General features: G+C 69.9%; 19 protein-coding genes. 6 read left to right on the forward strand and 13 right to left on the reverse strand.

Annotated elements, in window-relative coordinates:
• Positions 1-17 precede the first annotated feature (17 nt).
• The 7 genes from rbsK to deoC are packed head-to-tail and all read right to left on the reverse strand — an operon-like array spanning position 18 to position 7,305.
• Positions 18-950 (reverse strand): ribokinase, encoded by a 933-nt coding sequence (gene rbsK, locus JMJ56_RS09035; protein ID WP_202831291.1) that lies wholly within the window; start codon positions 948-950, stop codon positions 18-20.
• The gene (locus tag JMJ56_RS09040; RefSeq protein ID WP_202831292.1) at positions 947-2,044 is read right to left on the reverse strand and encodes an aldose 1-epimerase family protein; all 1,098 of its coding nucleotides are present in this window, start codon (positions 2,042-2,044) and stop codon (positions 947-949) included. The genes rbsK and JMJ56_RS09040 overlap by 4 nt, the downstream gene beginning before the upstream one ends.
• A 1-nt stretch (position 2,045) precedes the next feature.
• On the reverse strand, positions 2,046-3,038 hold the full coding sequence (locus JMJ56_RS09045) for an ABC transporter permease (protein WP_202831293.1): 993 nt from the start codon (positions 3,036-3,038) through the stop codon (positions 2,046-2,048).
• Between the two features lie 12 nt (positions 3,039-3,050).
• A complete protein-coding gene (locus JMJ56_RS09050) occupies positions 3,051-4,043 on the reverse strand; it encodes an ABC transporter permease (protein WP_202831294.1) in 993 nt (330 codons plus the stop codon).
• A complete protein-coding gene (locus JMJ56_RS09055; protein WP_202831295.1) occupies positions 4,040-5,536 on the reverse strand; it encodes a sugar ABC transporter ATP-binding protein in 1,497 nt (498 codons plus the stop codon). The genes JMJ56_RS09050 and JMJ56_RS09055 overlap by 4 nt, the downstream gene beginning before the upstream one ends.
• Before the next feature lie 4 nt (positions 5,537-5,540).
• A complete protein-coding gene (locus JMJ56_RS09060; RefSeq protein ID WP_202831296.1) occupies positions 5,541-6,602 on the reverse strand; it encodes an autoinducer 2 ABC transporter substrate-binding protein in 1,062 nt (353 codons plus the stop codon).
• Between the two features lie 25 nt (positions 6,603-6,627).
• Positions 6,628-7,305: a deoxyribose-phosphate aldolase gene (deoC, locus tag JMJ56_RS09065; RefSeq protein ID WP_202831297.1), complete on the reverse strand. Its 678-nt coding sequence runs from the start codon at positions 7,303-7,305 to the stop codon at positions 6,628-6,630.
• A gap of 95 nt (positions 7,306-7,400) precedes the next feature.
• Here deoC and JMJ56_RS09070 point away from each other — a divergent pair, with 95 nt between their 5' ends.
• Entirely contained in the window at positions 7,401-8,168 is a 768-nt protein-coding gene (locus tag JMJ56_RS09070) for a DeoR/GlpR family DNA-binding transcription regulator (protein ID WP_202831298.1), read from the forward strand.
• A gap of 25 nt (positions 8,169-8,193) precedes the next feature.
• Positions 8,194-9,825, forward strand: a complete 1,632-nt coding sequence (locus JMJ56_RS09075; RefSeq protein WP_202831299.1) for an FGGY-family carbohydrate kinase — start codon at positions 8,194-8,196, stop codon at positions 9,823-9,825.
• Between the two features lie 25 nt (positions 9,826-9,850).
• Here the strand turns inward: JMJ56_RS09075 and JMJ56_RS09080 are convergent, their stop codons facing one another.
• Entirely contained in the window at positions 9,851-10,930 is a 1,080-nt protein-coding gene (locus JMJ56_RS09080; protein WP_202831300.1) for a TRAP transporter substrate-binding protein, read from the reverse strand.
• Between the two features lie 115 nt (positions 10,931-11,045).
• Between JMJ56_RS09080 and JMJ56_RS09085 the strand changes: the two genes are divergently transcribed.
• Positions 11,046-11,678, forward strand: a complete 633-nt coding sequence (locus JMJ56_RS09085; protein WP_202831301.1) for a DUF1275 family protein — start codon at positions 11,046-11,048, stop codon at positions 11,676-11,678.
• Positions 11,679-11,822: 144 nt separating this feature from the next.
• On the opposite strand, the gene JMJ56_RS09090 is transcribed toward JMJ56_RS09085, so the two are convergent.
• The 3 genes from JMJ56_RS09090 to ahcY all read right to left on the reverse strand — a co-directional run bounded on the left by JMJ56_RS09090 (position 11,823) and on the right by ahcY (position 14,133).
• Positions 11,823-12,131, reverse strand: a complete 309-nt coding sequence (locus JMJ56_RS09090; protein ID WP_202831302.1) for a hypothetical protein — start codon at positions 12,129-12,131, stop codon at positions 11,823-11,825.
• Between the two features lie 141 nt (positions 12,132-12,272).
• Positions 12,273-12,698, reverse strand: a complete 426-nt coding sequence (locus JMJ56_RS09095) for a DUF4149 domain-containing protein (RefSeq protein WP_202831303.1) — start codon at positions 12,696-12,698, stop codon at positions 12,273-12,275.
• 40 nt (positions 12,699-12,738) lie between these two features.
• Positions 12,739-14,133, reverse strand: coding sequence for an adenosylhomocysteinase (gene ahcY / locus JMJ56_RS09100; RefSeq protein WP_202831304.1), 1,395 nt, complete (start codon positions 14,131-14,133; stop codon positions 12,739-12,741).
• A gap of 193 nt (positions 14,134-14,326) precedes the next feature.
• On the opposite strand from ahcY, the gene JMJ56_RS09105 reads away from it, so the two are divergent.
• Positions 14,327-14,575: a DUF2171 domain-containing protein gene (locus tag JMJ56_RS09105; protein WP_202831305.1), complete on the forward strand. Its 249-nt coding sequence runs from the start codon at positions 14,327-14,329 to the stop codon at positions 14,573-14,575.
• A 40-nt stretch (positions 14,576-14,615) separates the two neighbouring features.
• Here the strand turns inward: JMJ56_RS09105 and JMJ56_RS09110 are convergent, their stop codons facing one another.
• A complete protein-coding gene (locus tag JMJ56_RS09110) occupies positions 14,616-15,410 on the reverse strand; it encodes an MlaA family lipoprotein (RefSeq protein WP_202831306.1) in 795 nt (264 codons plus the stop codon).
• Between the two features lie 163 nt (positions 15,411-15,573).
• Here JMJ56_RS09110 and JMJ56_RS09115 point away from each other — a divergent pair, with 163 nt between their 5' ends.
• Positions 15,574-18,117, forward strand: a complete 2,544-nt coding sequence (locus tag JMJ56_RS09115; RefSeq protein WP_202831307.1) for a PAS domain S-box protein — start codon at positions 15,574-15,576, stop codon at positions 18,115-18,117.
• Here JMJ56_RS09115 and JMJ56_RS09120 read toward each other — a convergent pair whose 3' ends face one another.
• Positions 18,118-19,122, reverse strand: coding sequence for a lysylphosphatidylglycerol synthase transmembrane domain-containing protein (locus JMJ56_RS09120; protein ID WP_202831308.1), 1,005 nt, complete (start codon positions 19,120-19,122; stop codon positions 18,118-18,120).
• Positions 19,123-19,316: 194 nt separating this feature from the next.
• Here JMJ56_RS09120 and JMJ56_RS09125 point away from each other — a divergent pair, with 194 nt between their 5' ends.
• Positions 19,317-20,348, forward strand: a complete 1,032-nt coding sequence (locus tag JMJ56_RS09125) for a sugar ABC transporter substrate-binding protein (RefSeq protein WP_202831309.1) — start codon at positions 19,317-19,319, stop codon at positions 20,346-20,348.
• Position 20,349: the final 1 nt, after the last annotated feature.

Consider the following 20,349-nt stretch of genomic DNA (forward strand, 5'->3'; position numbering starts at 1 on the left):
CCTTGCCCGGCAGGACGTCAACCCGCGTCCAGCCGCCGGCAGAATTCGGCGAAGCCGGCAGCATCGGCAAAGGCCTTCTGCGTGCCGGGACGGGTGATGGAATCGGCAGCATAGCGCACGCCCTGGCGCATCGACGCCTCGATGTCACGCGTTGCAGCGTAATGCCGGGCGAAAGCACCGATGAAGGCATCGCCAGCGCCGGTGGTGTCGGTGGGCGTGACCGGAACGGCAGGGACATGCGCCGTCCGCTCGCTCTGGACGAGGAGCGCGCCGTCGCCGCCGAGGGTGACGATCACCGCCTTCAGGCCGCGCCCGACCAGCAGGCGGGCGGCCTCCTCGGCCTCGGCGCGGGTGCCTGTCGGCTGGCCGGTCAGGATGGCGAGCTCGGTCTGGTTGGGGACGAGGAAGGTTGCCGGCAGGATGCGCTCGAGCGCGAGGCCGGGCGTCGCCGGCGCCGGGTTGAGCAGCACCTCGATGCCCTCCCGCGCCGCCCAGTCGATGACGTGGTAGATCGTCTCCAACGGGATCTCGAGCTGGAGGAGGATCAGGCCGCACTGACGGAGGTCGTCCGCCGCGGCATCGACATCGGCGGGGAGCAGGTGGTCGTTGGCGCCCTTGACGATCAGAATGCGGTTCTCGCCCGTGGGATCGACAAAGATCGGCGCGACGCCGCTCGGCGTGCCGGGGATGGCGCGGACATGGCGCGTGTCGATGCCGAGCGTCTCGAAATTGCGGATGGTGTTGCCGCCGAAGAGGTCGTCGCCGACGCGGCTGACGAGCAGCACATCGGCGCCGAGCTTCGCCGCGGCGACGGCCTGGTTGGCGCCCTTGCCGCCATGGCCCATGGCGAAGGACTGCGCCTCCAGCGTCTCCCCGGCCTCCGGCATCCGCGCCGTGTAGGTCACCAGGTCGACCATGTTGCTGCCGACAACCCCGATGCGTGCGCTCATGGCGATGGGTCCTGCGGGAGGGAGGCGATGAGGCTGTCCATCCGCGCCGTCGCGGCGCGGTCGAGATAGCCGGTGCGGACGGCGAAGCGCGCCTCCTCGCCCGGTGCCAGCATGCGCACATGGCCCTTGCGCTTCTCCGCCGTGTAGCCCTCGGGCTGGCAGGTGGAGGGGAGGGCGAAGGCGGCGACCTTCTGGTCCGGGTCGTTGAGGATCCAGCGGACGGTCTGGGGGAAGGCGGCGGGCGAATAGGACATGCCGAAGCCGTCGCCCTCGGGCCGGGCGAGCATCAGATGCGTCTCGCCGCGGGCGTCGGTGCCGAGGCCGTGCAGGTAGAAGACCTGCTCCGGGTCGTAGAGGGTGGGCTCGGCGAGCGTCGCCATGCGGGAGGGGTCCGTGGCTAGGGACTCGATCAGGGCGAGGTAGGAGGGATTGGGCGTCACATGGGCGGGGACGGCGCGGCGTACCTCCGTGCGCTCTGGCGTGAAGGGGGCGGGCTGGACGCAGCGCCCACCGGGGGTGAAGGCGAAGTTGATGTGCGCCATGTACATCAGCTCCATCGGCTTGCCGGAAAGGTTGCGCACGGCGAGGCCGATCTCGAAGAGCGTGGCGCCGGGGCGGAGCGTGACCGAGGGCTGGGCGAGGTAGTGGGGACCGAAGCCCATGACGTGGTCGCGCAGGCTGACGACGCGGAGGACGGGCTCGCCTTCCTCCTCGCCGAGTTCGAGCCAGGCGCGGTCCATCGGGGCGCAGGGGAATTCGCCGTGCGGGGCATGGTCGTCCTCGGGGCCGGGGACGCCGTTGCGCAGGAGGCCGCTGTGGAAGGCGAAGCAGCCATAGGTCTCGGCGATGGTCCAGGCCGGGCGGGGCGCGTCGAAGCCGCTCTGCATGGCGAGGGGGACGCCGTCGAAGCGGGCGGACCAGATCATGCCGCCCATCCAGGGCAGCACCACCACTTCGCCCCGCGCGTTGCGCAGGCGGAGCGCCGCGATGCCGGTGTGGAAGCGGAAGAGGCTCGCCGAGAACTCGCCGGCGGTGAGGATGCGGCGCTCCGCCTCGCCGGCCAGGGCCTCGTGGAGGGGGATGGTGGCGGTCATGTCAGCGGGTCCGGTTGCGCCAGGCGGCGAGCGCGATGGAGAGCAGCAGGAAGCCGCCCCAGATCAAGTCCACCAGGAAATTGCTGAAGCGCATGATCTGCAGGCCGGAGGAGAGCAGCATCAGCGCCGCCAGCGCCAGCACGATGCCGGGCACGCTGGCGCGGCCACCGGCCGGGTTGGTGCCGGCGAGCACGGCGATCAGCACGGCCTGGAGCAGGTAGGAGACGCCGTAGTCCGACTTCGCCGCATTGGTCCGGCCCGAGAGCAGGATGCCGGCGATGCTCGCCAGCCCGCCGGTCAGCACGTAGGAGAGGAAGACCGTCCGCCCCGTCCGCAGCCCGGCGAAGGCGGCGGCGCGGGCATTGGTGCCGATCAGCGCCAGGGTGATGCCGAAGGCGGTGCGCGCCAGCACGAACCAGACCAGCGCCGCGACGGCGAGGAAGACGATGAGCGGCACGGCGATGCCGAAGGCGGTGCCGTTGCCGATCAGGCCCCAGAGCTTCGGGAAGCCGACCACCGCCGGGCCGCCGGTCAACACGAGGCAGATACCCGTAAAAACCTGGCCGGTGCCGATGGTGGCGAGGATCGGCGTGACGCGGAGCCGGGTGATGAGGAGGCCGTTGATCGCCCCGGCCAGCAGGCCGGTGCCGAGGGCGAGGCCGATGCCGGCGGCGACCAGCGGCCAGGACAGGTTGGCGAGGTCCGGGCCGCGCGGGGCGCCGACAGCGTGGAAGAAGAGCCCGGCCAGGATGCAGGAGAGGTTGGCGATGCCGATGACGGAGAGGTCGATCCCCCCCGTCAGCATCGCCACCATCATGGCGATGGCCAGCAGCCCGAGTTCCGGCGCGACGAAGGTGATCGACTCGAAGACATAGGGACGGAGGAAGCGCTCCGGGTTCAGCGCGGCCATGCCGGCGAAGATGAGCACCGTCAGCAGGGCGAGCTGGAGCAGGTTGGTGTCGAGGCGGCGGAGGCGCTGGGCGATGGCGGTCATGCGGCTCTCCCCTCAGGCGATGCGCTTGCGGTCGCGCCAGGCGGTCGCCGCCGTCGCCGCGATGACGATCAGCCCGACCACCACGCGCTGCCAAGTGGTGTCGATGCCGAGGATGATGAGGCTGTTGGTGATGACCACCAGCGTCAGCCCGCCGAGGATGGTGCCGATGACCGAGCCGCGCCCGCCGAAGATGCTGGCGCCGCCGAGCACCACGGCGGCGATGACGTCGAGCTCGAGGCCCACCATGTCGCGCGGGTTGGCCGTCCAGATCATCGCGCCGTGCAGCAGGCCGGCGAAGCCGGCGATGGCGCCGGCGAGGCCGTAGATCAGGAAGGTGGTCTGGCGGATGTTGAAGCCGACGCGGCGCGCCGCCTCCTCGCCGCCGCCCAGGGCGTAGATGCCGCGGCCCAGCATCGTGTAGCGCAGCAGCAGGTGGATCAGCAGGGCGATGACGGCATAGACCAGCACCATGGCGGAGAGGCCTGTCTCGCTGCCAGCCGCCTGGGTGACGCTGAAGAGCTGGGTGCGGCCGAACTCGATCAGCTTCGGCGGCATCTGGTCGATGTTGATCTGGCTGGTGCCGACCACGCCGAGGATGAAGCCGCGCACCGCCGTGCCGGTGCCGAGCGTCACGATCAGCGGGATCATCCGGAGGTAGTGGACGAAGACGGCGTTCACCAGGCCGAGCAGCAGGCCGATGCCGGTCGCCATGGCGAAGGCGGGGAGGATACTGTCGAACCCCCAGGCGATCATCGCCTTCACCGTCAGGTACATGGCGGCGATGGCGAAGGCGGGGAAGGAGACGTCGATGCCGCCGGAGAGCATCACCAGCAGCACGGCGAGGCCGAGGATGCCGGTGATGACGCTCGCCCGCAGCAGGCTGAAGAGGTTGGAGGGCTGCCAGAAGACCGGGTTGACGAGGCCGATGGTGACGACCGTCAGGACGAGGACGGCCGCGACCATCAGCTCCGGATGGCGGCGGAAGGCCTGGGCGATGCCGCTCATGCCAGGGCCGCCAGCTGCTCGCCGAGGGCGGTCTCGCTCGTCGCCTCGACCGGCGTGTCGGAGACGAGGCGGCCGCGATGCAGCACGAGGATGCGGTTGCAGTTCTCCACCAGCTCGGGGAGGTCGTCGGAGATCATCAGCACTCCCAGGCCGCGGGCGCGGGCGAGCTCGCGGATCTTGCGGTGGATGCCGGATTTGGAGCCGACATCGACGCCGACGGTGGGCCCGTTCAGGATCAGCAGGCGCGGGTCGTTGAGCAGCCAGCGGCCGATCACCACGCGCTGCTGGTTGCCGCCGGAGAGCTGGGTGACGGGGCGATCGCCGGTCGGGGTGGCGATGGTCATCTCGCGGATCATCCCCGCCGCGTCGCGGGCGGCGCGGCCGGACTGCACCACGCCGGCGCGGCTGAGGCGGCCGAGCGAGGTGGCCAGCATGTTGCGGTCGATGGTCTGGGCGAGGAAGAGGCCTTCGGTCAGGCGGTCCTCCGGGACGTAGGCGATGCCGTGGTCGATGGCGCGCTGCACGCTGTCGAGCCGCACCTCCTGGCCGGTGATGCGGATGCGCCCGGCATAGCCAGGGCGCATGCCGAAGAGGGCGAGGGCGAGTTCCGTGCGGCCGGAGCCGAGCAGGCCGGAGACACCGATGATCTCGCCTGGCATGACGCGGAGCGAGACGTCCTCGAGCTGGCCGGGGATGGTGAGGTTCTCGACCTCAAGCAGCGGGGCCGCATTCGGCGCGGGCTCCCAGTGGTAGCCTTCGGCGGCGATCTCCTGGCCGGTCATGGCGCGGGTGATAGCGGCCTCGTCGAACTCGGCGATGGGGCCGGCGGCGACGACGCGGCCGCTGCGGATGACGGTGAGGCGCTCGCTGATCTCCAGCATCTCGCGCATCTTGTGGCTGACGAAGAGCACGGCGATGCCCCTCGACTGGATGTCGCGCACCACGCGGAACAGCGCCGCTACCTCGCGCCCCGTCAGCGCCGTGGTCGGCTCGTCCATGATGAGCAGGCGTGGGTCCGACATCAGGGCGCGGGCGATGGCGACGAGCTGCTTGCCGGAGGTCGGCAGGGTCTCGACCAGCGCATCCAGCGGCAGGTCGACGCCGAGGCGGTCGATGGCGCGGCGGGCGATCTCGCGGACGCGGCGCCAGGAGACGAGCTTGCGGCCCTCCTGCAATTCGCTGCTGAGAGCCAGGTTCTCGGCGACCGAAAGATTCCCGAAGAGCGAGAAGTCCTGGTAGATCACCTGCACGCCATGGGCGATGGCAGCGCGCGGCGTCATGCCGTCGATCCGCTGCCCATCGATCAGCAGCTCGCCCTGGTCGGGCTGCCAGACGCCCGAGATGACCTTGATGAGCGTCGACTTGCCGGAGCCGTTCTCCCCGGCCAGGCAATGGATCTCGCCCCGCCCGATCGAGAGCGACACGTCCTCGAGGGCGCGCACGGCGGCAAAGCTCTTGCCGACATGCCGCAATTCGATGAGCGGGGCGGACATCGGACTAGAAGTTGTACTGGGCCATGTTGTCCTTGGTCACCCCGACCCAGCCCTGGCCGACGAGGATGTTCGGCCGCTTCGGGTCCGGCGCCTGAAGGCTGTTGTAGCCGGCGAGGCCGAGGTCGAGCCCGGCCTTCACCGGCTTCTTCGCCAGCGCCATGACGGCGAGGATGTTCATGGCATAGCCGGCGGCCGCCGGGTCCCAGAACTGGATGTAGTTGATGTCACCGTTGCGGAGATACTGCCCGGCGACGGAGACGAGGCCGGTGCCGGAGAAGAACAGCTTGCCCGCCAGCTTGCGCTCGGCGATCAGCCGGCCGGCGCCCGCCGAGGTCGGCATCGGCGCGCCGAGGATGCCCTTCAGGTCCGGATAGGCGGTGAGGACTTCCTTCAGCTTGTTGTAGTCGGTCGTCGCGTCGTCATAGGTCTCGATGCGGCGCGTCGCCTCCTGCATCTTCGGGAAGTGCTGCTTCTGGTAGGCGACGGCGCCGTCGATCCACTCCATCTGCGACTGCGAGGTGAGGCTGCCGACCGTTGCGACATACTTGCCCTCGCCGCCCATATCGCGCCCGAGCACTTCCATCAGCTTGGCGCCGTAGGCGTGGTTGTCGAAGGCCTCGATGTCGTAGTCGATGTTCTCGAGCCCCGAGGCCTCGTGCGAGATGACGGTGATGCCCTGGCGCCGCGCCTTCCGCAGCACCGGCTCCACCGCCTCGACGGAGAAGGGGACGATGCAGATGGCGTCCACGCCCTGGGCGATCAGGCCCTCGACGAGCTGGACCTGCGCCGCGGCATCGGCGGCGCTCGGCCCGACCATCCAGGTGTCGTGGCCCTGGTCGGCGCCGAACTGCTTCACGCCGACGCGCATGCGGTCGAACCAGGCGATGCCGTCGACCTTCACCACGGTGGCGATGCTGTACTTCTTCGTCGCGCGGGCGCTGATGTCCTTCGAGACCTTGCTGGCGTCCACCGCCGCGCCCTGGGCCCAGGCCGGACGGCCGAGGGTTGCCGCCATGAGGCCGCCCGCCGTGAGGGCGCCGAGGCTCCGCCTGTCGATTCCATTCATTGGTGTCTCTCCCTGTTGCTTCGTCTCAGTAGCCGCTGGATGCTGGCGCGCCGGTGAGCAGGGCGACGCCGGAACTCGCGCCGATCCGCGTGGCGCCGGCGGCGATCATCGCCTCCGCCGCCGCGCGGGTCCGTATCCCGCCGGAGGCCTTCACCCCCAACGCATCGCCGACCACTTCGCGCATCAGCGCCACGTCGGCGACGGTCGCGCCGCCGGTGGAGAAGCCGGTCGAGGTCTTGACGAAATCCGCCCCGGCCTCGGCGGCGAGGCGGCAGGCGAGGCGCTTCTGCGCGTCGTCGAGCAGGCAGGTCTCGATGATGACCTTCAGCACGCGGCCGGGGCAGGCGGCGCGGACGGCGGCGATGTCCTCGCGCACCGCATCCGCCCGGCCCTCGCGCAGGGCGCCGATGGCCATGACCATGTCGATCTCGTCGGCCCCGTTGCGGATGGCATTCGCCGTCTCGGCCGCCTTGTCGGCCGGGGTCGTGGCGCCGAGCGGGAAGGCAACGACGGAGCAGGTGCGAACCTCGCTGCCGCGCAGCAGCTTGGTGACGAGCGGCACATGCACCGGGTTCACGCAGACCGAGGCGAAGCCATGCTCGCGGGCCTCGGCGCAATAGCGGCGCAGTTCCGCCTCGCTCGCCTCCGGCTTCAGCAGGGTGTGGTCGATCAGTGGCGCCAGCGCGATCGGAGCCTGGGTCATGCGGTGAGCGTCCCCGGTATTGTTAGAATTTTAACTCTTGTGATAAATCTCACATTCATGGTCCGAGCGTCAAGCATACCGGCCCGGGAGGGGCGATGACGGACGGCACACGGCGCAGCGCGCGGCTGGCATGGCTACAGGCGATGGTCTCGTCCGAAGGCCCGGTGCGGCTGGAGGCCGCGGCGACGGCGCTCGGAGTCTCCTCCATGACCCTGCGGCGGGACTTGGCGCGGCCCGGCCTCGGCATCAGTCTGCTCGGCGGGCATGTGGTGCCGCTCGGCGCCGGCCAGGGATATGCGTTGGAGCGGGAGGAAACCAGCCATCTCGCCGCCAAGCGGCAGGCGGCGCGCCACGCGGCGGCGCTGGTGGAGGCGGGCGACACGCTTTTCATCGATTGCGGCACGACCATGCCGCATCTGGCGGAGGCGCTGCGGTCGGGCATCTTCCTTACCGTCCTCTGCTATGCGCTCAACATCGCAACGCTGCTCAGCCGGCGGCCGCAGACGCAGCTCATCCTGCTCGGCGGGCTGTTCCACCCTGCTTCCGCGACCTTCGCCTCGGATGAAGCGCTCGCCAGCCTCCGGCGAATCCGCATCAACAAGGCCTTTCTCTCGGCGGGCGGGGTACATCCGGAGGGCGGCGTCACCTGCACCAATTTCAACGAGGTGCCGGTGAAGCAGGCCGCCATGGCCGCCGCCGCGCAGTCCATCCTGGTGGTGGATGCGAGCAAGCTGGGACGGCTGAAGCCAGCCCATTTCGCCGCCATCACCGCCTTTGACCGCATTGTGACCAGCCCGATCGCCGACCCCGACGCCGCTGCGCCCCTACGCAGTGCCGGAATTCTGGTGGACGAAGCAGACTGAACCCCGAAGCACAGGCGAGGCCGGCATGCAGGACATCGTCATCGGCGTAGATGTGGGCACCGGCAGCGCCCGCGCGGGCGCCTTCACCGCGGATGGCGGGAGGCTCGGCCAGGCGAGCCATCCCATCCGGCTGTGGCAACCCCGTCCGGGCTTCGCCCAGCAATCCTCGGCGGATATCTGGGCGGCTGTCTGCGCGGCGGTGCGCGGCGCCATGGTCAGGCTCAACCCGGTACGGGTCCGGGGCATCGGCTTCGACGCCACCTGCTCGCTGGTGGCGCTGGATGCGACGGGCGCGCCCGTCTCCATCAGCCCCGATGGTGCGGCGGAGCAGGACATCATCGTTTGGATGGACCACCGCGCCGTGGCGGAGGCGGATGCCATCAATGCCGGCGGCCACGACGTGCTGCGCTATGTCGGCGGGCGCATCTCGCTCGAGATGCAGGTGCCGAAGCTGCTCTGGCTGAAGCGGCACCTGCCCGCCGCCTGGGCGCGCGCCGCGCACCTCTTTGACCTGCCGGATTTCCTCACCTGGCGCGCCACCGGCAACACGGCGCGCTCGCTCTGCTCCACCGTCTGCAAATGGACCTATCTGGGCCAGGAAGGGCGATGGGATGCCGCCTTCTTCCGCACTATCGGCCTCGCCGAACTGGCGGAGGAAGGGTTCCGGCGGATCGGGACGGAGATCCTGCCGGTCGGGCAGGCGATCCCCGACGGGTTGCGGCCGGAGGCGGCGGCGGAGCTTGGCCTGCCGCCTGGCATCGCGGTCGGCGCCTCGGCTATCGATGCCCATGCCGGCGGGCTCGGGACGATCGGCGCGGCGCTCGACGGCAGGGCGCCGGATGCGGAGGCGTTGCGCCGCCGCCTGGCGCTGATCGGCGGCACGTCGAGCTGCCACATGGCCGTCTCCGCCGAGCCGCGCTTCGTCCCCGGCATCTGGGGCCCCTACTTCTCGGCCATGCAGCCGGGGCTCTGGCTGAACGAGGGCGGCCAATCGGCGACGGGCGCGCTGATCGACCATGTCATCACCACCCATGCCGTCTATCCCGCGCTGGCCGAGGAGGCGCGGCAGGCGGGCGAGATGGTCTATGCCCGGCTCAATGCCCGCCTCGCGGCGCTCGCCGCAGCGCTGCCCTTCCCGGCGTTGCTGACCGAGGGGCTGCACCTCCTGCCGGATTTCCACGGCAACCGCTCACCCCTGGCCGATGCGGGGATGCGGGGGATGGCCTCCGGCCTCACCCTCTCGGCGACGGCCGACGACCTGGCGCGTCTCTACCTCGCCACGCTCCAGGCCATCGCCTATGGCACGCGGCACATCGTCGAGGCGCTCGATGCCGAGGGCTATGCCATCGACACCATGCTCGCCAGCGGCGGCGCGACGAAGAATCCGGTCTTCCTCCGCGAACATGCGGATGCCACTGGCTGCCGCATCGTGCTGCCGGAGGAGCCGGAGGCGGTGCTGCTCGGTGCGGCGATGCTGGGGGCAGTGGCCGCCGGGTTGCATCCCGGTCTGCCGGCCGCGATGGCGGCAATGAGCCGGGCGGGCAGCATCCTGCGGCCCGACCCGGCCACGCGGCGCTACCACGAGGCCAAATACGCGGTGTTCCGGCGCATGCAGTCCGACCAGCTGGCCTATCGCGGGCTCATGGCCGGGGCGTGAGGGGGGGCAAACCCCCTCCAGCCGTTCAGCGCTGCGCCGCCGCCGGGAAGGCGAAGTTGTCGAAGCTGCTCTCGGCGATGCGGAACCACTGGTACTCCTCCTGCCGATAGGCGCGGTAGGCGGTCCAGATCTTCTTGAAGCGTTCGTTCTTGCCGGAGAGCTCGTCGTACATCGCATTCGCCTCGGTCCAGGCGGCCTGGAGGATCTCGCGCGGCCAGGGGCGAAGCTGGGCGCCGGCGGCGACCAGGCGGCGCAGCGCCTGCGGGTTCAGGTGGTCGTACTGGGCGAGCATGTTGGCATTCGCCTCGCCGCAGGCGACCTCCAGCGCGGCCTTGTAGCTGTCCGGCAGCTTCGCCAGCGCCTCCTTGTTGGCGATGAAGTGGAGATGCGCGCCGGCCTCCCAGAAGCCCGGGTAGTAGTAGTAGCGGGCGACGCGGACGAAGCCGAGCTTCTCGTCGTCATGCGGGCCGACGAATTCCACCGCATCCAGCGCCCCGCGCTCGAGCGAGGGGTAGATGTCGGCCGGGGCAATGGCCTGCGGCACGGCGCCGAGCCGGGCGAAGAGCTGGCCGTTCAGGCCCGGGGTGCGGAATTTGAGCCCCTTCAGCTCGGCGAGCGTCTTCACCTCGTTGCGGAACCAGCCGCCCATCTGCGCGCCGGTATCGCCGGCGGGGAAGCCGACGCAATTGAACTCGGCCAGCATCTCGTCGCAGAGCGCCTGGCCGCCGCCATAGTGCAGCCAGGCGAGGTTCTGCCGGGCATTCAGCCCAAAGGGCACGCCGGTGAAGAAGCTGAGCGCCGGGTCCTTGCCGGCGAAGTAGTAGAGCGGGGCATGGCCGCCCTCGAGCGAGCCGGACTGCACCGCATCCAGCACCTGCGGGCCCGGGACGACCTCGCCGGCGGGGAAGAAGCGGATGCGGAAGCGGTTGTCGGTGAGCTGCGCGACGCGTTTGGCGATGGTATCGCCAGTGCCGAACAGCACGTCGAGATTGCGCGGGAAGGCGGAGGAGACGCGCCAGTTCACCTCGGGCGTGGACTGGGCCAGGGCCGGCGCGGCCAGGGCGGGTGTGGCCAGGGCTGCGCCCAGGATCAGGCGGCGGTTCATCGGTGGCGGTTCCTCCCGGAGGGGACCGAACATTGCGTCCGGCCCAGGCGATAGGGCGCATGGAAAAGCCTGAACGGGCCCCGGAGGCAATACCCTAACGAAGGAAACGGACGGCATGGCGGATGCGGGCGGGTTGCAGCGGTCCTGGCTGGCGGTGCCGCTGGTGGCGATCGGCGGCTGCGTGGATGCGATCGGTTGGCTGCGGCTGCAAGAGCTCTTCGTCAGCTTCATGAGCGGGACGAGCACGCTGCTCGGCGTGGCGGTGGCGGAGCGGCACCCGGACCGGGCTGCGGAACTGGCCGTGGTGGTGGCGCTCTTCGCCCTCGGTGCGGTGGTGGGGGCGGCGCTGGCGCGGCTGGCCGGGCGGTGGCGTACGGCGGCGGTGCTGGCCGTAGTGGCGGCGCTGATCGGGTGTGGATGCCAGCTTCCCTCGGTGGGCGAGGCGGGGTTGCCGCCGATGGCCTTCGCGGTGGTGCCGGCGATGGGGGCGTTGAACCTTGCTCTGCCAGGGGTGGGCGGGATCACCTTCGTCACCGGCTCACTCACGCGCTTTGCCGATGCGCTGGTGGCGGCGCTGGCCGGGGCAGGGCGGCATGGGGCCTGGGTTGTGCAGGCCGCAGCCTGGGCGGCGCTGGTGGTCGGCGCCACGTCCGGCGCATGGCTGGAGACGCGGATGGGGCAGGACGCGCTGGCGGTGCCGGCCCTGGCTGCCGCTGTGGCGGCGGTGGCGGCGATCCGGCTGGCCTGAGGTTCGGCAGGGCGGGACCTACCGGGCCATACTTGCCCTGGATGTGGTGGCCGGCTTGCCGATGCGGCCGGTCTCAGCGACGCCCTCCCGCCTGGGGCAGGACGCCTCGCCGGCAGTAATGCTCCGGCTGCGTTCAATGAAACCCTAAGCTGCGGCGAGTTCTGCCCGCATGAGTTGTGGCGGGCGCCCAACGCTCGCGGCACCAAGCAGGCCAAATTCGGCGACGTGCGGCAGGCGCCAGGCTTCGACCAGATCCGGGTCCGACCAGGGCAGTGGCAGATCCTGCCCCGGCTCGGCAGCGGAGCGGAGCGGAACGATAAAGGCACAGTTGGCGAATTTCCGTGCCTGATCAATAGTTTCAGCAACGATATAGCATGGCGTGCTGTGCCAGCTGATGGCCCAGGCGGGGTGGTCGAGGGTCGCCAAGCGGGGCTGGAGGCGGAAGACGGCCATCACATGGTGTCCATGTTGCAATACGGTGAGTAAATTTCCCGTTCTGGGCGATTTGATCCACTCGCGTTATCGTCATCGCCATCACAACGCCGCGTTCAAAAAGTTAGATAATTTTTCTATTATAAGTATGCCTGCCGACAATCAGGACAATGGGTCGACACCCCGCAGCAATACTGCGGCCGCCAGGACCAGTTGGGCGAAGTTCAGCAGCACCGAGAGGCGATGGGCGCGGTCGAAGCGAGGCTTCGCCGCCGCATCCCCGGCCTGGGCGGCATCCGACAGCCGGTTGATGCGCGGCATCAGCCCCTGGCGGAGCCAGATCGTCAGCGCCGCGACCAATGCCATGGCCAACGCATCGACCGGGCGGCCCGGGGCGAGAGCGAGGGCAGCGATGCCAGCGGTGGCGATCAGCCAGAGATAGTAGACGGGGAAGAGCTGGCGGATGAAGCGCCCGGCCCATTCGGGCGGCAGCCTGGTGAAGACCAGCGGCGCGACCACCGCGGCGAAGAACGCCATGCCGCCGAGCAGCAGGGCAAGGCTGAGCGATGCGAGTGCGGAGAGGATCATGCGGCGGCGGAGATGGCCCCGCCGCCGCGCTTGGCAAGCCTCAGTAGCGGTACTGCTCGGCCTTGAAGGGGCCCTGCTCCGGCACGCCGATATAGGCGGCCTGCTGCGTTGAGAGCTTGGTCAGCTTGGCGCCGACCTTCTCGAGGTGCAGCGCGGCGACCTTCTCGTCGAGGTGCTTCGGCAGGACGTAGACCTTCTTCTCGTACTTGCCGGGATTCACCCAGAGCTCGATCTGCGCCAGCGTCTGGTTGGTGAAGCTGGCCGACATGACGAAGCTCGGATGGCCGGTGGCGTTGCCGAGATTCACCAGCCGCCCCTCGGAGAGCAGGATGATGCGCTTGCCGTCTGGGAACTCCACCTCGTCCACCTGCGGCTTCACGTTCTGCCACTTCAGGTTCTTCAGCGCGGCGACCTGGATCTCGCTGTCGAAGTGCCCGATGTTGCAGACGATGGCGCGGTGCTTCATCGCCCGCATGTGGTCGATGGTGATGACGTCCACATTGCCCGTGGCGGTGACGAAGATGTCGGCGCGCGGCGCGGCATCCTCCATGGTCACCACCTCGTAGCCCTCCATCGCGGCCTGAAGCGCGCAGATCGGGTCGGCCTCGGAGACCATGACGCGGCAGCCGGCATTGCGCAGCGAGGCGGCGCTGCCCTTGCCGACATCGCCGAAGCCCGCGACCATCGCCACCTTGCCCGACATCATCACATCCGTGCCGCGGCGGATGCCGTCGACCAGGCTCTCGCGGCAACCGTAGAGGTTGTCGAATTTCGACTTGGTGACGCTGTCGTTCACGTTGATGGCGGGAAAGAGCAGCTTGCCCTCCTTCGCCATCATGTAGAGGCGGTGGACGCCCGTCGTCGTCTCCTCGGAGACGCCGCGGATGCTGGCGGCCAGCTTGGCGAACCAGCCCGGCTTGGTCTTCAGCAGGTTCTGGATGAGGGCGAAGAAGACCTCCTCCTCCTCGTTGGTCGGCTTGCCGAGGAAAGCCGTGTCGCCCTGCTCGGCGCGCAGGCCGTAATGGACGAGCAGCGTCATGTCGCCGCCGTCGTCGAGCAGCATGTTCGGCTCGCCGCCGTCCGCCCATTCCAGCGTCTTCTGCACGTAGGACCAGTATTCCGGCAGGGTCTCGCCCTTCACCGCGAAGACCGGCGTGCCGGCGGCGGCGATGGCGGCCGCGGCGTGGTCCTGGGTCGAGAAGATGTTGCACGACGACCAGCGGACATCGGCGCCGAGGGCCTTCAGCGTCTCGATCAGCACGGCGGTCTGGATGGTCATGTGCAGGCAGCCGGCGATGCGGGCGCCCTTCAGCGGCTGCGAGGGGCCGTATTCGCGCCGGACCGCCATCAGGCCAGGCATCTCATCCTCGGCCATGGCGATCTCCTTCCGGCCCCAATCGGCCAGGCTGAGATCCTTCACGATGCTGTCGGTCATCTGCACTTTCCCTGACATGAGACGGTTCGGCGGGGCGCGTAGCATGGGCACGCGACACTGGCCAGGGGTTTGCGGCGAGACATAAGGATATCTTTATGTCTGATGCGGAAATGAAGCCGTTGGAGTGCATCCTTTCCGGGGCTGGGCCGTTTCTCCTCCAAGGTCGCATGAGGCGGCCCCACAGGAGGACGCCATGATCGATATGAGCAAGATCGCCGAACACATGGAGGTCGTCGGCTCGGACGGCGAGCATGTAGGCACCATCGATTCCGTCGATTCGACCCGGCTGAAGCTGACCAAGCAGGACCCGGCTTCGGGTGGGCAGCACCGCTACCTGCCCTTCGGCGCCATCGCCCGGATCGAGGAGAACGTCGTGCACCTCTCCATCCCCGCCAGCGAGGCTCGCGGGATGACGGAGACGCGGGGCAACGACCCGGTTTAGCCGGGGCGGCGGGCCCCGGTCCGATGGCCGCGCCTCCCGCCTAGTTCCGCTCCGCTGGCGTCGGCAGGACCGCGCCAGTGCTGCTCGTCACGGGCGGTCCAAGGCGGTTGTCGATATCTGCTTGCCGGCGCTGCCGGTAGGCGCTGCGGTAGGTGACATAGGGGTCGAGCGAGCTGCGCCGCATCTCGTCGACGGGATCGATCAGCGCCTCCCGCGTATCGACCAGGCTGAGGCCCGCTCGGGAATAGCGGAAGGCGCTGGCGGCGGCGCCGGAGCCGAGCAGGGTGGCGACGCTTGCTGCGCCATCGACGCCGGAGCCGGCCAGGTCGCGCGGATTGCTCGGGCCAAGCACGGGCAGGACGAGATAGGGGCCCTCGCCGACGCCCCAGCTGGCCAGGGTCTGGCCGAAATCCTCGGTATGGCGCGGGACGCCGAACCAGTCCTGCGCCACGTCAAAGATGCCGGCCACGCCCACCGTGCTGTTCAGCACGAAGCGGCCGAGCGTGTCGCCGGCCCGGCGGGACTGGCCTTGCAGCATGTCATTGGCCAGCACGATCGGGCTGCGCAGGTTGTTCAGCAGGTTGCGGATGCCGGTCCGCACCGGGCGGGGGATGCGGGTGCGGTACTCGACCGCGACGGGGCGGGCCAGCTTGCGGTCCAGCCACTCATTCGCCTCGTAGACGCGGCGGTTGGCCGGCTCCAGCGGGTCGTTGGCGGCGCGGTACTCGGCCAGCGCCTCCGGGTCCGAGGCGGATGGCGCGGTAGCGCAGCCGGTGAGGAAAAGGACAGCGAGGGCAGGCACCAGCCGCCGTAGGCATGCGATGTGCGGTATCATCCTTCGGGTCCTCCGCGCTGGCCAGGCGGAAGAATGCCGCCGACCGGCAGCGGCGCAAAGCCCCGTTCCGCCACCACCCGCCTCGCCTCCCCTGCCGTGACTGGAGTATGAAGCGCCACGCCATGGCGGCGTCCGAACGGCGAGTGGAGGGATAGCGACCGGCATGGCGGTTGAGGACAGCCCGCGGGCCACATCCGGCGAAGCGATGCGCATCCAGGCCCAGATGAAGGCCCTGGCGGAGGCTGCTGGCCGGGTGATGCGCGCGCCCAGCCTCCAGGCCACGCTTCAGGCGATCACCGACGCGGCGCGGAACATTGTAGGAGCCCATCAGTCGGTGTGCAGCCTGACCCGGGGGAGGGACTGGTCGCAGTCGATCAGCGCCATCTCGCTTTCGGCGAAATACGCCGCCTGGCAGGATTATGCGACGGGCCCGGACGGTTCCGGCATCTATGCCTGGGCCTGCGAGGAGAACCGCCCGGTGCGGATGACACAGGCGGAGCTGGAGGCGCATCCGCGCTGGCGCGGCTTCGGTGCGAGGTCCCTTGAGCATCCGCCGATGCGCGGCTGGCTGGCGGCGCCGCTGGTCGGCAATGACGGGCGCAACCTCGGCCTCATTCAGCTTTCCGACAAGATCGGGGGCGAGTTCGACGAGGCGGACGAGGCGATCGTCATGCAGCTCGCGCAATTTGCCGCCTCCGCCATCGAGCGGGCGGAAGTCGAGTCCTCCCTGCGCGAAAGCGAGGCGCGCTTCCGCCACATGGCCGACAGCGCGCCGGCTCTCATCTGGATGACGGATGAGCAGGGGCGGCAGGTCTTTGCCAACATGCACCACGACTTCCTCTTCGGCAGGCCCGCTGCCGAGATGCTCGGCGAGGGCTGGCGCGAGGTGGTGTGGCCGGAGGACCTGCCGGGGCATGAGGCCGCGTTCCGCGAGGCCTTTGCGGCACGGCGCCCCTACCGGCGGGAGTTGCGCGTCATCGACCGCCATGGCGCGGTGCGCTGGCTGCGCTGCGAGGGCGTGGTCCGGCTCGACGACAATGGCCGCTTCCTCGGCTATACCGGGTGCAGCGTCGACATCTCCGCCGCCAAGCATGCCGAGGCGGAGCTGCGCCGGCTGAACGAGACGCTGGAGCGGCGCGTGGCCGAGCGCACGGTGCAGCTCGCCGCCAGCGAGGCGCGCTTCCGCACCTATTTCGAGACCTCGCCGGACCTCGTCTTCCTCATCAATGTCTCGCCCGAGGGCGTCGCCTGCTTCGAGGCGATCAACCCGGCAGCGGAGCGGTTCACCGGCATGAAGGCCGCCGAGATCGTCGGCCGGCCGGTCGAGACGGTGCTGCCCGCCGCCATCGCCGAGACCGTTGCCCAGCGTTACCGCCACTGCGCCGAGGAGCAGCGGCGCATGACCTATGAAACTGTCTACGAGGTGGACGGCGAGCGGCGGGTGGCCGATGTCATCCTCGTGCCGATGGGCGAGACGGCGGGCGGCGGCCGTCTCGTCCTCGGCAATGCGCGCGACATCACCCGGACGCAGGTGCTGGAGGAGCAGCTCCGCCAGGCGCAGAAGATGGAGGCGGTAGGCCAGCTCACCGGCGGCATCGCGCATGATTTCAACAACCTCCTGACCGGCATCATCGGCGCGCTGGCGATGCTGGAGCGCCGGGTGGAAGCCGGGCAGGTGGAGGGGCTCGAGCGCTACACCAGCGTGGCGGTCACTTCGGCGCAGCGGGCCGCGGCGCTGACCCAGCGGCTGCTTGCCTTCGCCCGCCGCCAGCCGCTCGATCCGCGGCCGGTCGAGGCCAACCGCCTGATCGCGGGAATGGAGGAGCTGCTGCGGCGGACGCTCGGGCCGGCCATCGCCCTGGAGCTGCGGCTGGCCGAGGGACTCTGGCCGACGCTCTGCGACCCGAACCAGCTGGAGAACGCGATCCTCAACCTGGCGATCAATGCGCGAGATGCCATGCCGGAGGGCGGGCGCCTCACCATCGGCACCGAGACCCTGATTCTGGACCAGGCGGCTGCGCGGGCGATCGGGGGCGAGCTGCCGCCGGGGGAGTATGTGACGATCAGCGTCGGCGACACCGGCATGGGCATGCCGCCCGAGGTGCTGGAGCGCGCCTTCGAGCCCTTCTTTACCACCAAGCCGATCGGCCAGGGGACCGGGCTGGGGCTCTCCATGCTCTACGGCTTCGTCAAGCAGTCCGGCGGGCATGTGCGGGTGGAGAGCGCAGCGGGGCAGGGCACCGTCTTCCGGCTCACACTGCCGCGGCACCGCGGCGCGCCGGACCGGGCGGAGGCGCGGGCGGAGGCGGAGGAGGGCGACGGCTGGGCGACGCGATCCGGCCACGGCGAGACGGTGCTGGTGGTAGAGGACGAGCCCTCGGTGCGCCTGCTCATTCTCGAGACGCTGAAGGATCTCGGTTATGCGACTGTGGAGGCGGCGGATGGGCCGGCCGGGCTCAAGGCCATCCGCTCCGGGGCGCGGATCGACCTGCTCGTCACCGATGTCGGCCTGCCGGGGATGAACGGCCGGCAGCTGGCGGATGCGGCACGGGAGCTGCGGCCAGGGCTGAAGGTGCTCTTCGTCACCGGCTACGCGCACAACACGCTGGGCAACCAGGCTCCGCTGCAGCCGGGGATGGAGCTGCTGACCAAGCCCTTCTCGCTGACGGAGCTGGGGCGCCGCATCCGCGCCCTGATCGACAGCTAGTTACCGCCGCCGCAGCGCGAGGGGCAGCGCGGCCAGGCCGAGCAGCACGGCGAACCAGAGCGTCGCCAGCCGCACCAGGATGGTGGCGACGATGGCGGCCGGCTCCGGCACCCCGACCAGGCGCAGCAACCCGAGCAGGCCGACATCTGCCGCACCGAGCCCGCCCGGCAGCAGCGAGACCGCTCCCGCCACTGCGGCGAGGCAGAAGACCAGCATCCCCTCGCCGAGGCCGATGGGCGTGCCGAGCGCATGCACCACCAGCATCAGCACCAGGCATTCGGCGAGCCAGCCGAGGCAGCTCAGCCCCAGCGCAGGCAGCAGCACGCCGGGGCGGCCGATGGCCGGCAGCGTGGCGCAGACCTCCCGCGCCTTGGCGAAGAGGCCGGGCGCGCGGCGGAGGCGGCGCTCTGCCCAGTCGATCAGGTGCAGCAGCAGCGGCGCATGGGTCAGCGCCGCGAGCAGCGCGACGCAGGCCACGGCGAGGACGGCCGTCACCAACAGGTAGTGGCTGGTCAGCGCGGCCCCGGCCAGCGCCAGCAGGCAGATCGCCACCATGTCCATCACCCGGTCGCCGGCGAGCAGCGGCATGCTGCGGGCATAGGGCACGCCATGATGGCGCCGCAGCAGCCAGAGCCGCACCACCTCACCCAGCTTGCCCGGCGTCACGGTGAGGGCGAAGCCGGCGAAGAAGTAGAGCATCTGCCGCGCCGGCGGCGCGGTGACGCCGAAGGCCCGGCCGAGCAGCACCCAGCGCAGGCCGCGCAGGATGTAATTGGCGAAGGACAGGGCGAGGCAGGCGAGGATCACGCCCGGGGACAGCAGCGTGGCGGCCGCCATCATGTCGCTGTCGCGGGTGAACCAGAGCAGCGCGGCGCAGGCGAGCAGGAAGGCGGCGAGCATCGCCGCGGTGCGCCGCAGCGCGCGGCCAAGGCGTGGAGCATCGCCCTCCTCGGCGGCGGGGGCGGGCAGGATGCCGGCCTCCGGCCGGGATGCGAGGGGAGCCATGGCCCGAGGGCTTAGCGGCGCGGCCGGGCAGGGTCCACGCACCGCATGCTGCGCTGCGATGATAAGGGCGCGAGGCCGGGCCTCATCAACCGCGCGTGTGCGGGATGCGGTCAGCTTGACGCTGCAACGGGCCGCCATCGATCATCCCCGGCATGAACGGCCTCGTGAAGGGCCGCGGCTTGGGGAGAGACGTGATGGCATTCGACCTGCCCGGTGACCGGCGCGGCATGCTGCAAGGGGGCGGGGCCTTGCTCGCCGGCCTGATCGGCGGCTTCGGCATCAGCCCGGCCCTTGCTCAGGACATGTCGCGCGAGACCAGGCGCTCCGAACGGCCGCTGAAGGCCGCCTTCTCCAATGCCGGCCTGCAGGCCACTTGGTGCGCCCAGGGCAAGCAGGCGGCCGAATGGTGGGGCAGGCTGTTCAACGTCGACGTCACCTGGTTCGACGGCGAGCTGAACGCCACCAAGCAGCGCAGCGCCATCGAGAACATGGCGAGCCAGAAGTGGGATTTCGTCGCCATCCAGGCCTTCGGCATCGGCACGCTGGCCCAGCCGGTGAAGCGGATGATCGATGCCGGCATCCCGGTCATCGACATGGACACGCTGATCGCGCCGCTCGACAGCATCAACGTCCACAGCTTCCTCGCCCCCGACAACGAGTTCATGGGCGCCTCCGTCACCCAGGCGCTGGTCGATGCGATCGGCGGCAAGGGCATCGTGACGATGACCCAGGGCGCGCTCGGCCATACCGGGGCGCAGGGGCGGGCACGCGGCTTCGACTCCGTGGTGAAGAAGAACCCCGGCATCGAGGTGGTGGACACCACGCCGGGCGACTGGGACGTCACCAAGGTGTCGCGCCTCTGGGACACGCTGCTGACCAAGCACCCGAAGATCGACGCAGCCTATTTCCACAACGACGACATGGCGCTCGCCGCCTACAACGTGATGAAGGCGCGCGGCCGCACCAACATCCTGATCGGCGGCTGCGACGCGATGCCGCCGGCGCTGGCCGCCGTCTCCGACGGGCGGATGCATGCGACGGTGCGCAACCCCTCCTGCCGCATCCATGGCGGTGCGGTCGTCGCCGGCGTCGCCGCGGTGGTCGCGGGCCAGAAGACGGGCAACGGCGCAGGGCAGATCCCGAAGCACGTCATCACCGACGGCCCGGTCGTCACCAGGGCGAATGCCCCCGGCATGGCCTGGATGGAGAGCCAATTCCTGATCTGAC

The organism is Belnapia arida, assembly GCF_016773205.1.
Classification (GTDB): domain Bacteria; phylum Pseudomonadota; class Alphaproteobacteria; order Acetobacterales; family Acetobacteraceae; genus Belnapia; species Belnapia arida.

Excerpts from the sequence above, each read along its gene's own strand:
- JMJ56_RS09125 (WP_202831309.1), top strand. The coding sequence starts at position 19,317 with ATGGCATTCGACCTGCCCGGTGACCGGCGCGGCATGCTGCAAGGGGGC.
- JMJ56_RS09075 (WP_202831299.1), top strand. The coding sequence starts at position 8,194 with ATGCAGGACATCGTCATCGGCGTAGATGTGGGCACCGGCAGCGCCCGC.
- JMJ56_RS09120 (WP_202831308.1), bottom strand. The coding sequence starts at position 19,122 with ATGGCTCCCCTCGCATCCCGGCCGGAGGCCGGCATCCTGCCCGCCCCC.
- JMJ56_RS09055 (WP_202831295.1), bottom strand. The coding sequence starts at position 5,536 with ATGTCCGCCCCGCTCATCGAATTGCGGCATGTCGGCAAGAGCTTTGCC.
- JMJ56_RS09105 (WP_202831305.1), top strand. The coding sequence starts at position 14,327 with ATGATCGATATGAGCAAGATCGCCGAACACATGGAGGTCGTCGGCTCG.
- JMJ56_RS09110 (WP_202831306.1), bottom strand. The coding sequence starts at position 15,410 with ATGATACCGCACATCGCATGCCTACGGCGGCTGGTGCCTGCCCTCGCT.
- JMJ56_RS09080 (WP_202831300.1), bottom strand. The coding sequence starts at position 10,930 with ATGAACCGCCGCCTGATCCTGGGCGCAGCCCTGGCCACACCCGCCCTG.
- deoC (WP_202831297.1), bottom strand. The coding sequence starts at position 7,305 with ATGACCCAGGCTCCGATCGCGCTGGCGCCACTGATCGACCACACCCTG.
- JMJ56_RS09115 (WP_202831307.1), top strand. The coding sequence starts at position 15,574 with ATGGCGGTTGAGGACAGCCCGCGGGCCACATCCGGCGAAGCGATGCGC.
- JMJ56_RS09045 (WP_202831293.1), bottom strand. The coding sequence starts at position 3,038 with ATGACCGCCATCGCCCAGCGCCTCCGCCGCCTCGACACCAACCTGCTC.
- JMJ56_RS09040 (WP_202831292.1), bottom strand. The coding sequence starts at position 2,044 with ATGACCGCCACCATCCCCCTCCACGAGGCCCTGGCCGGCGAGGCGGAG.
- rbsK (WP_202831291.1), bottom strand. The coding sequence starts at position 950 with ATGAGCGCACGCATCGGGGTTGTCGGCAGCAACATGGTCGACCTGGTG.
- JMJ56_RS09070 (WP_202831298.1), top strand. The coding sequence starts at position 7,401 with ATGACGGACGGCACACGGCGCAGCGCGCGGCTGGCATGGCTACAGGCG.
- JMJ56_RS09095 (WP_202831303.1), bottom strand. The coding sequence starts at position 12,698 with ATGATCCTCTCCGCACTCGCATCGCTCAGCCTTGCCCTGCTGCTCGGC.
- JMJ56_RS09050 (WP_202831294.1), bottom strand. The coding sequence starts at position 4,043 with ATGAGCGGCATCGCCCAGGCCTTCCGCCGCCATCCGGAGCTGATGGTC.
- JMJ56_RS09085 (WP_202831301.1), top strand. The coding sequence starts at position 11,046 with ATGGCGGATGCGGGCGGGTTGCAGCGGTCCTGGCTGGCGGTGCCGCTG.
- JMJ56_RS09060 (WP_202831296.1), bottom strand. The coding sequence starts at position 6,602 with ATGAATGGAATCGACAGGCGGAGCCTCGGCGCCCTCACGGCGGGCGGC.
- ahcY (WP_202831304.1), bottom strand. The coding sequence starts at position 14,133 with ATGACCGACAGCATCGTGAAGGATCTCAGCCTGGCCGATTGGGGCCGG.
- JMJ56_RS09090 (WP_202831302.1), bottom strand. The coding sequence starts at position 12,131 with ATGGCCGTCTTCCGCCTCCAGCCCCGCTTGGCGACCCTCGACCACCCC.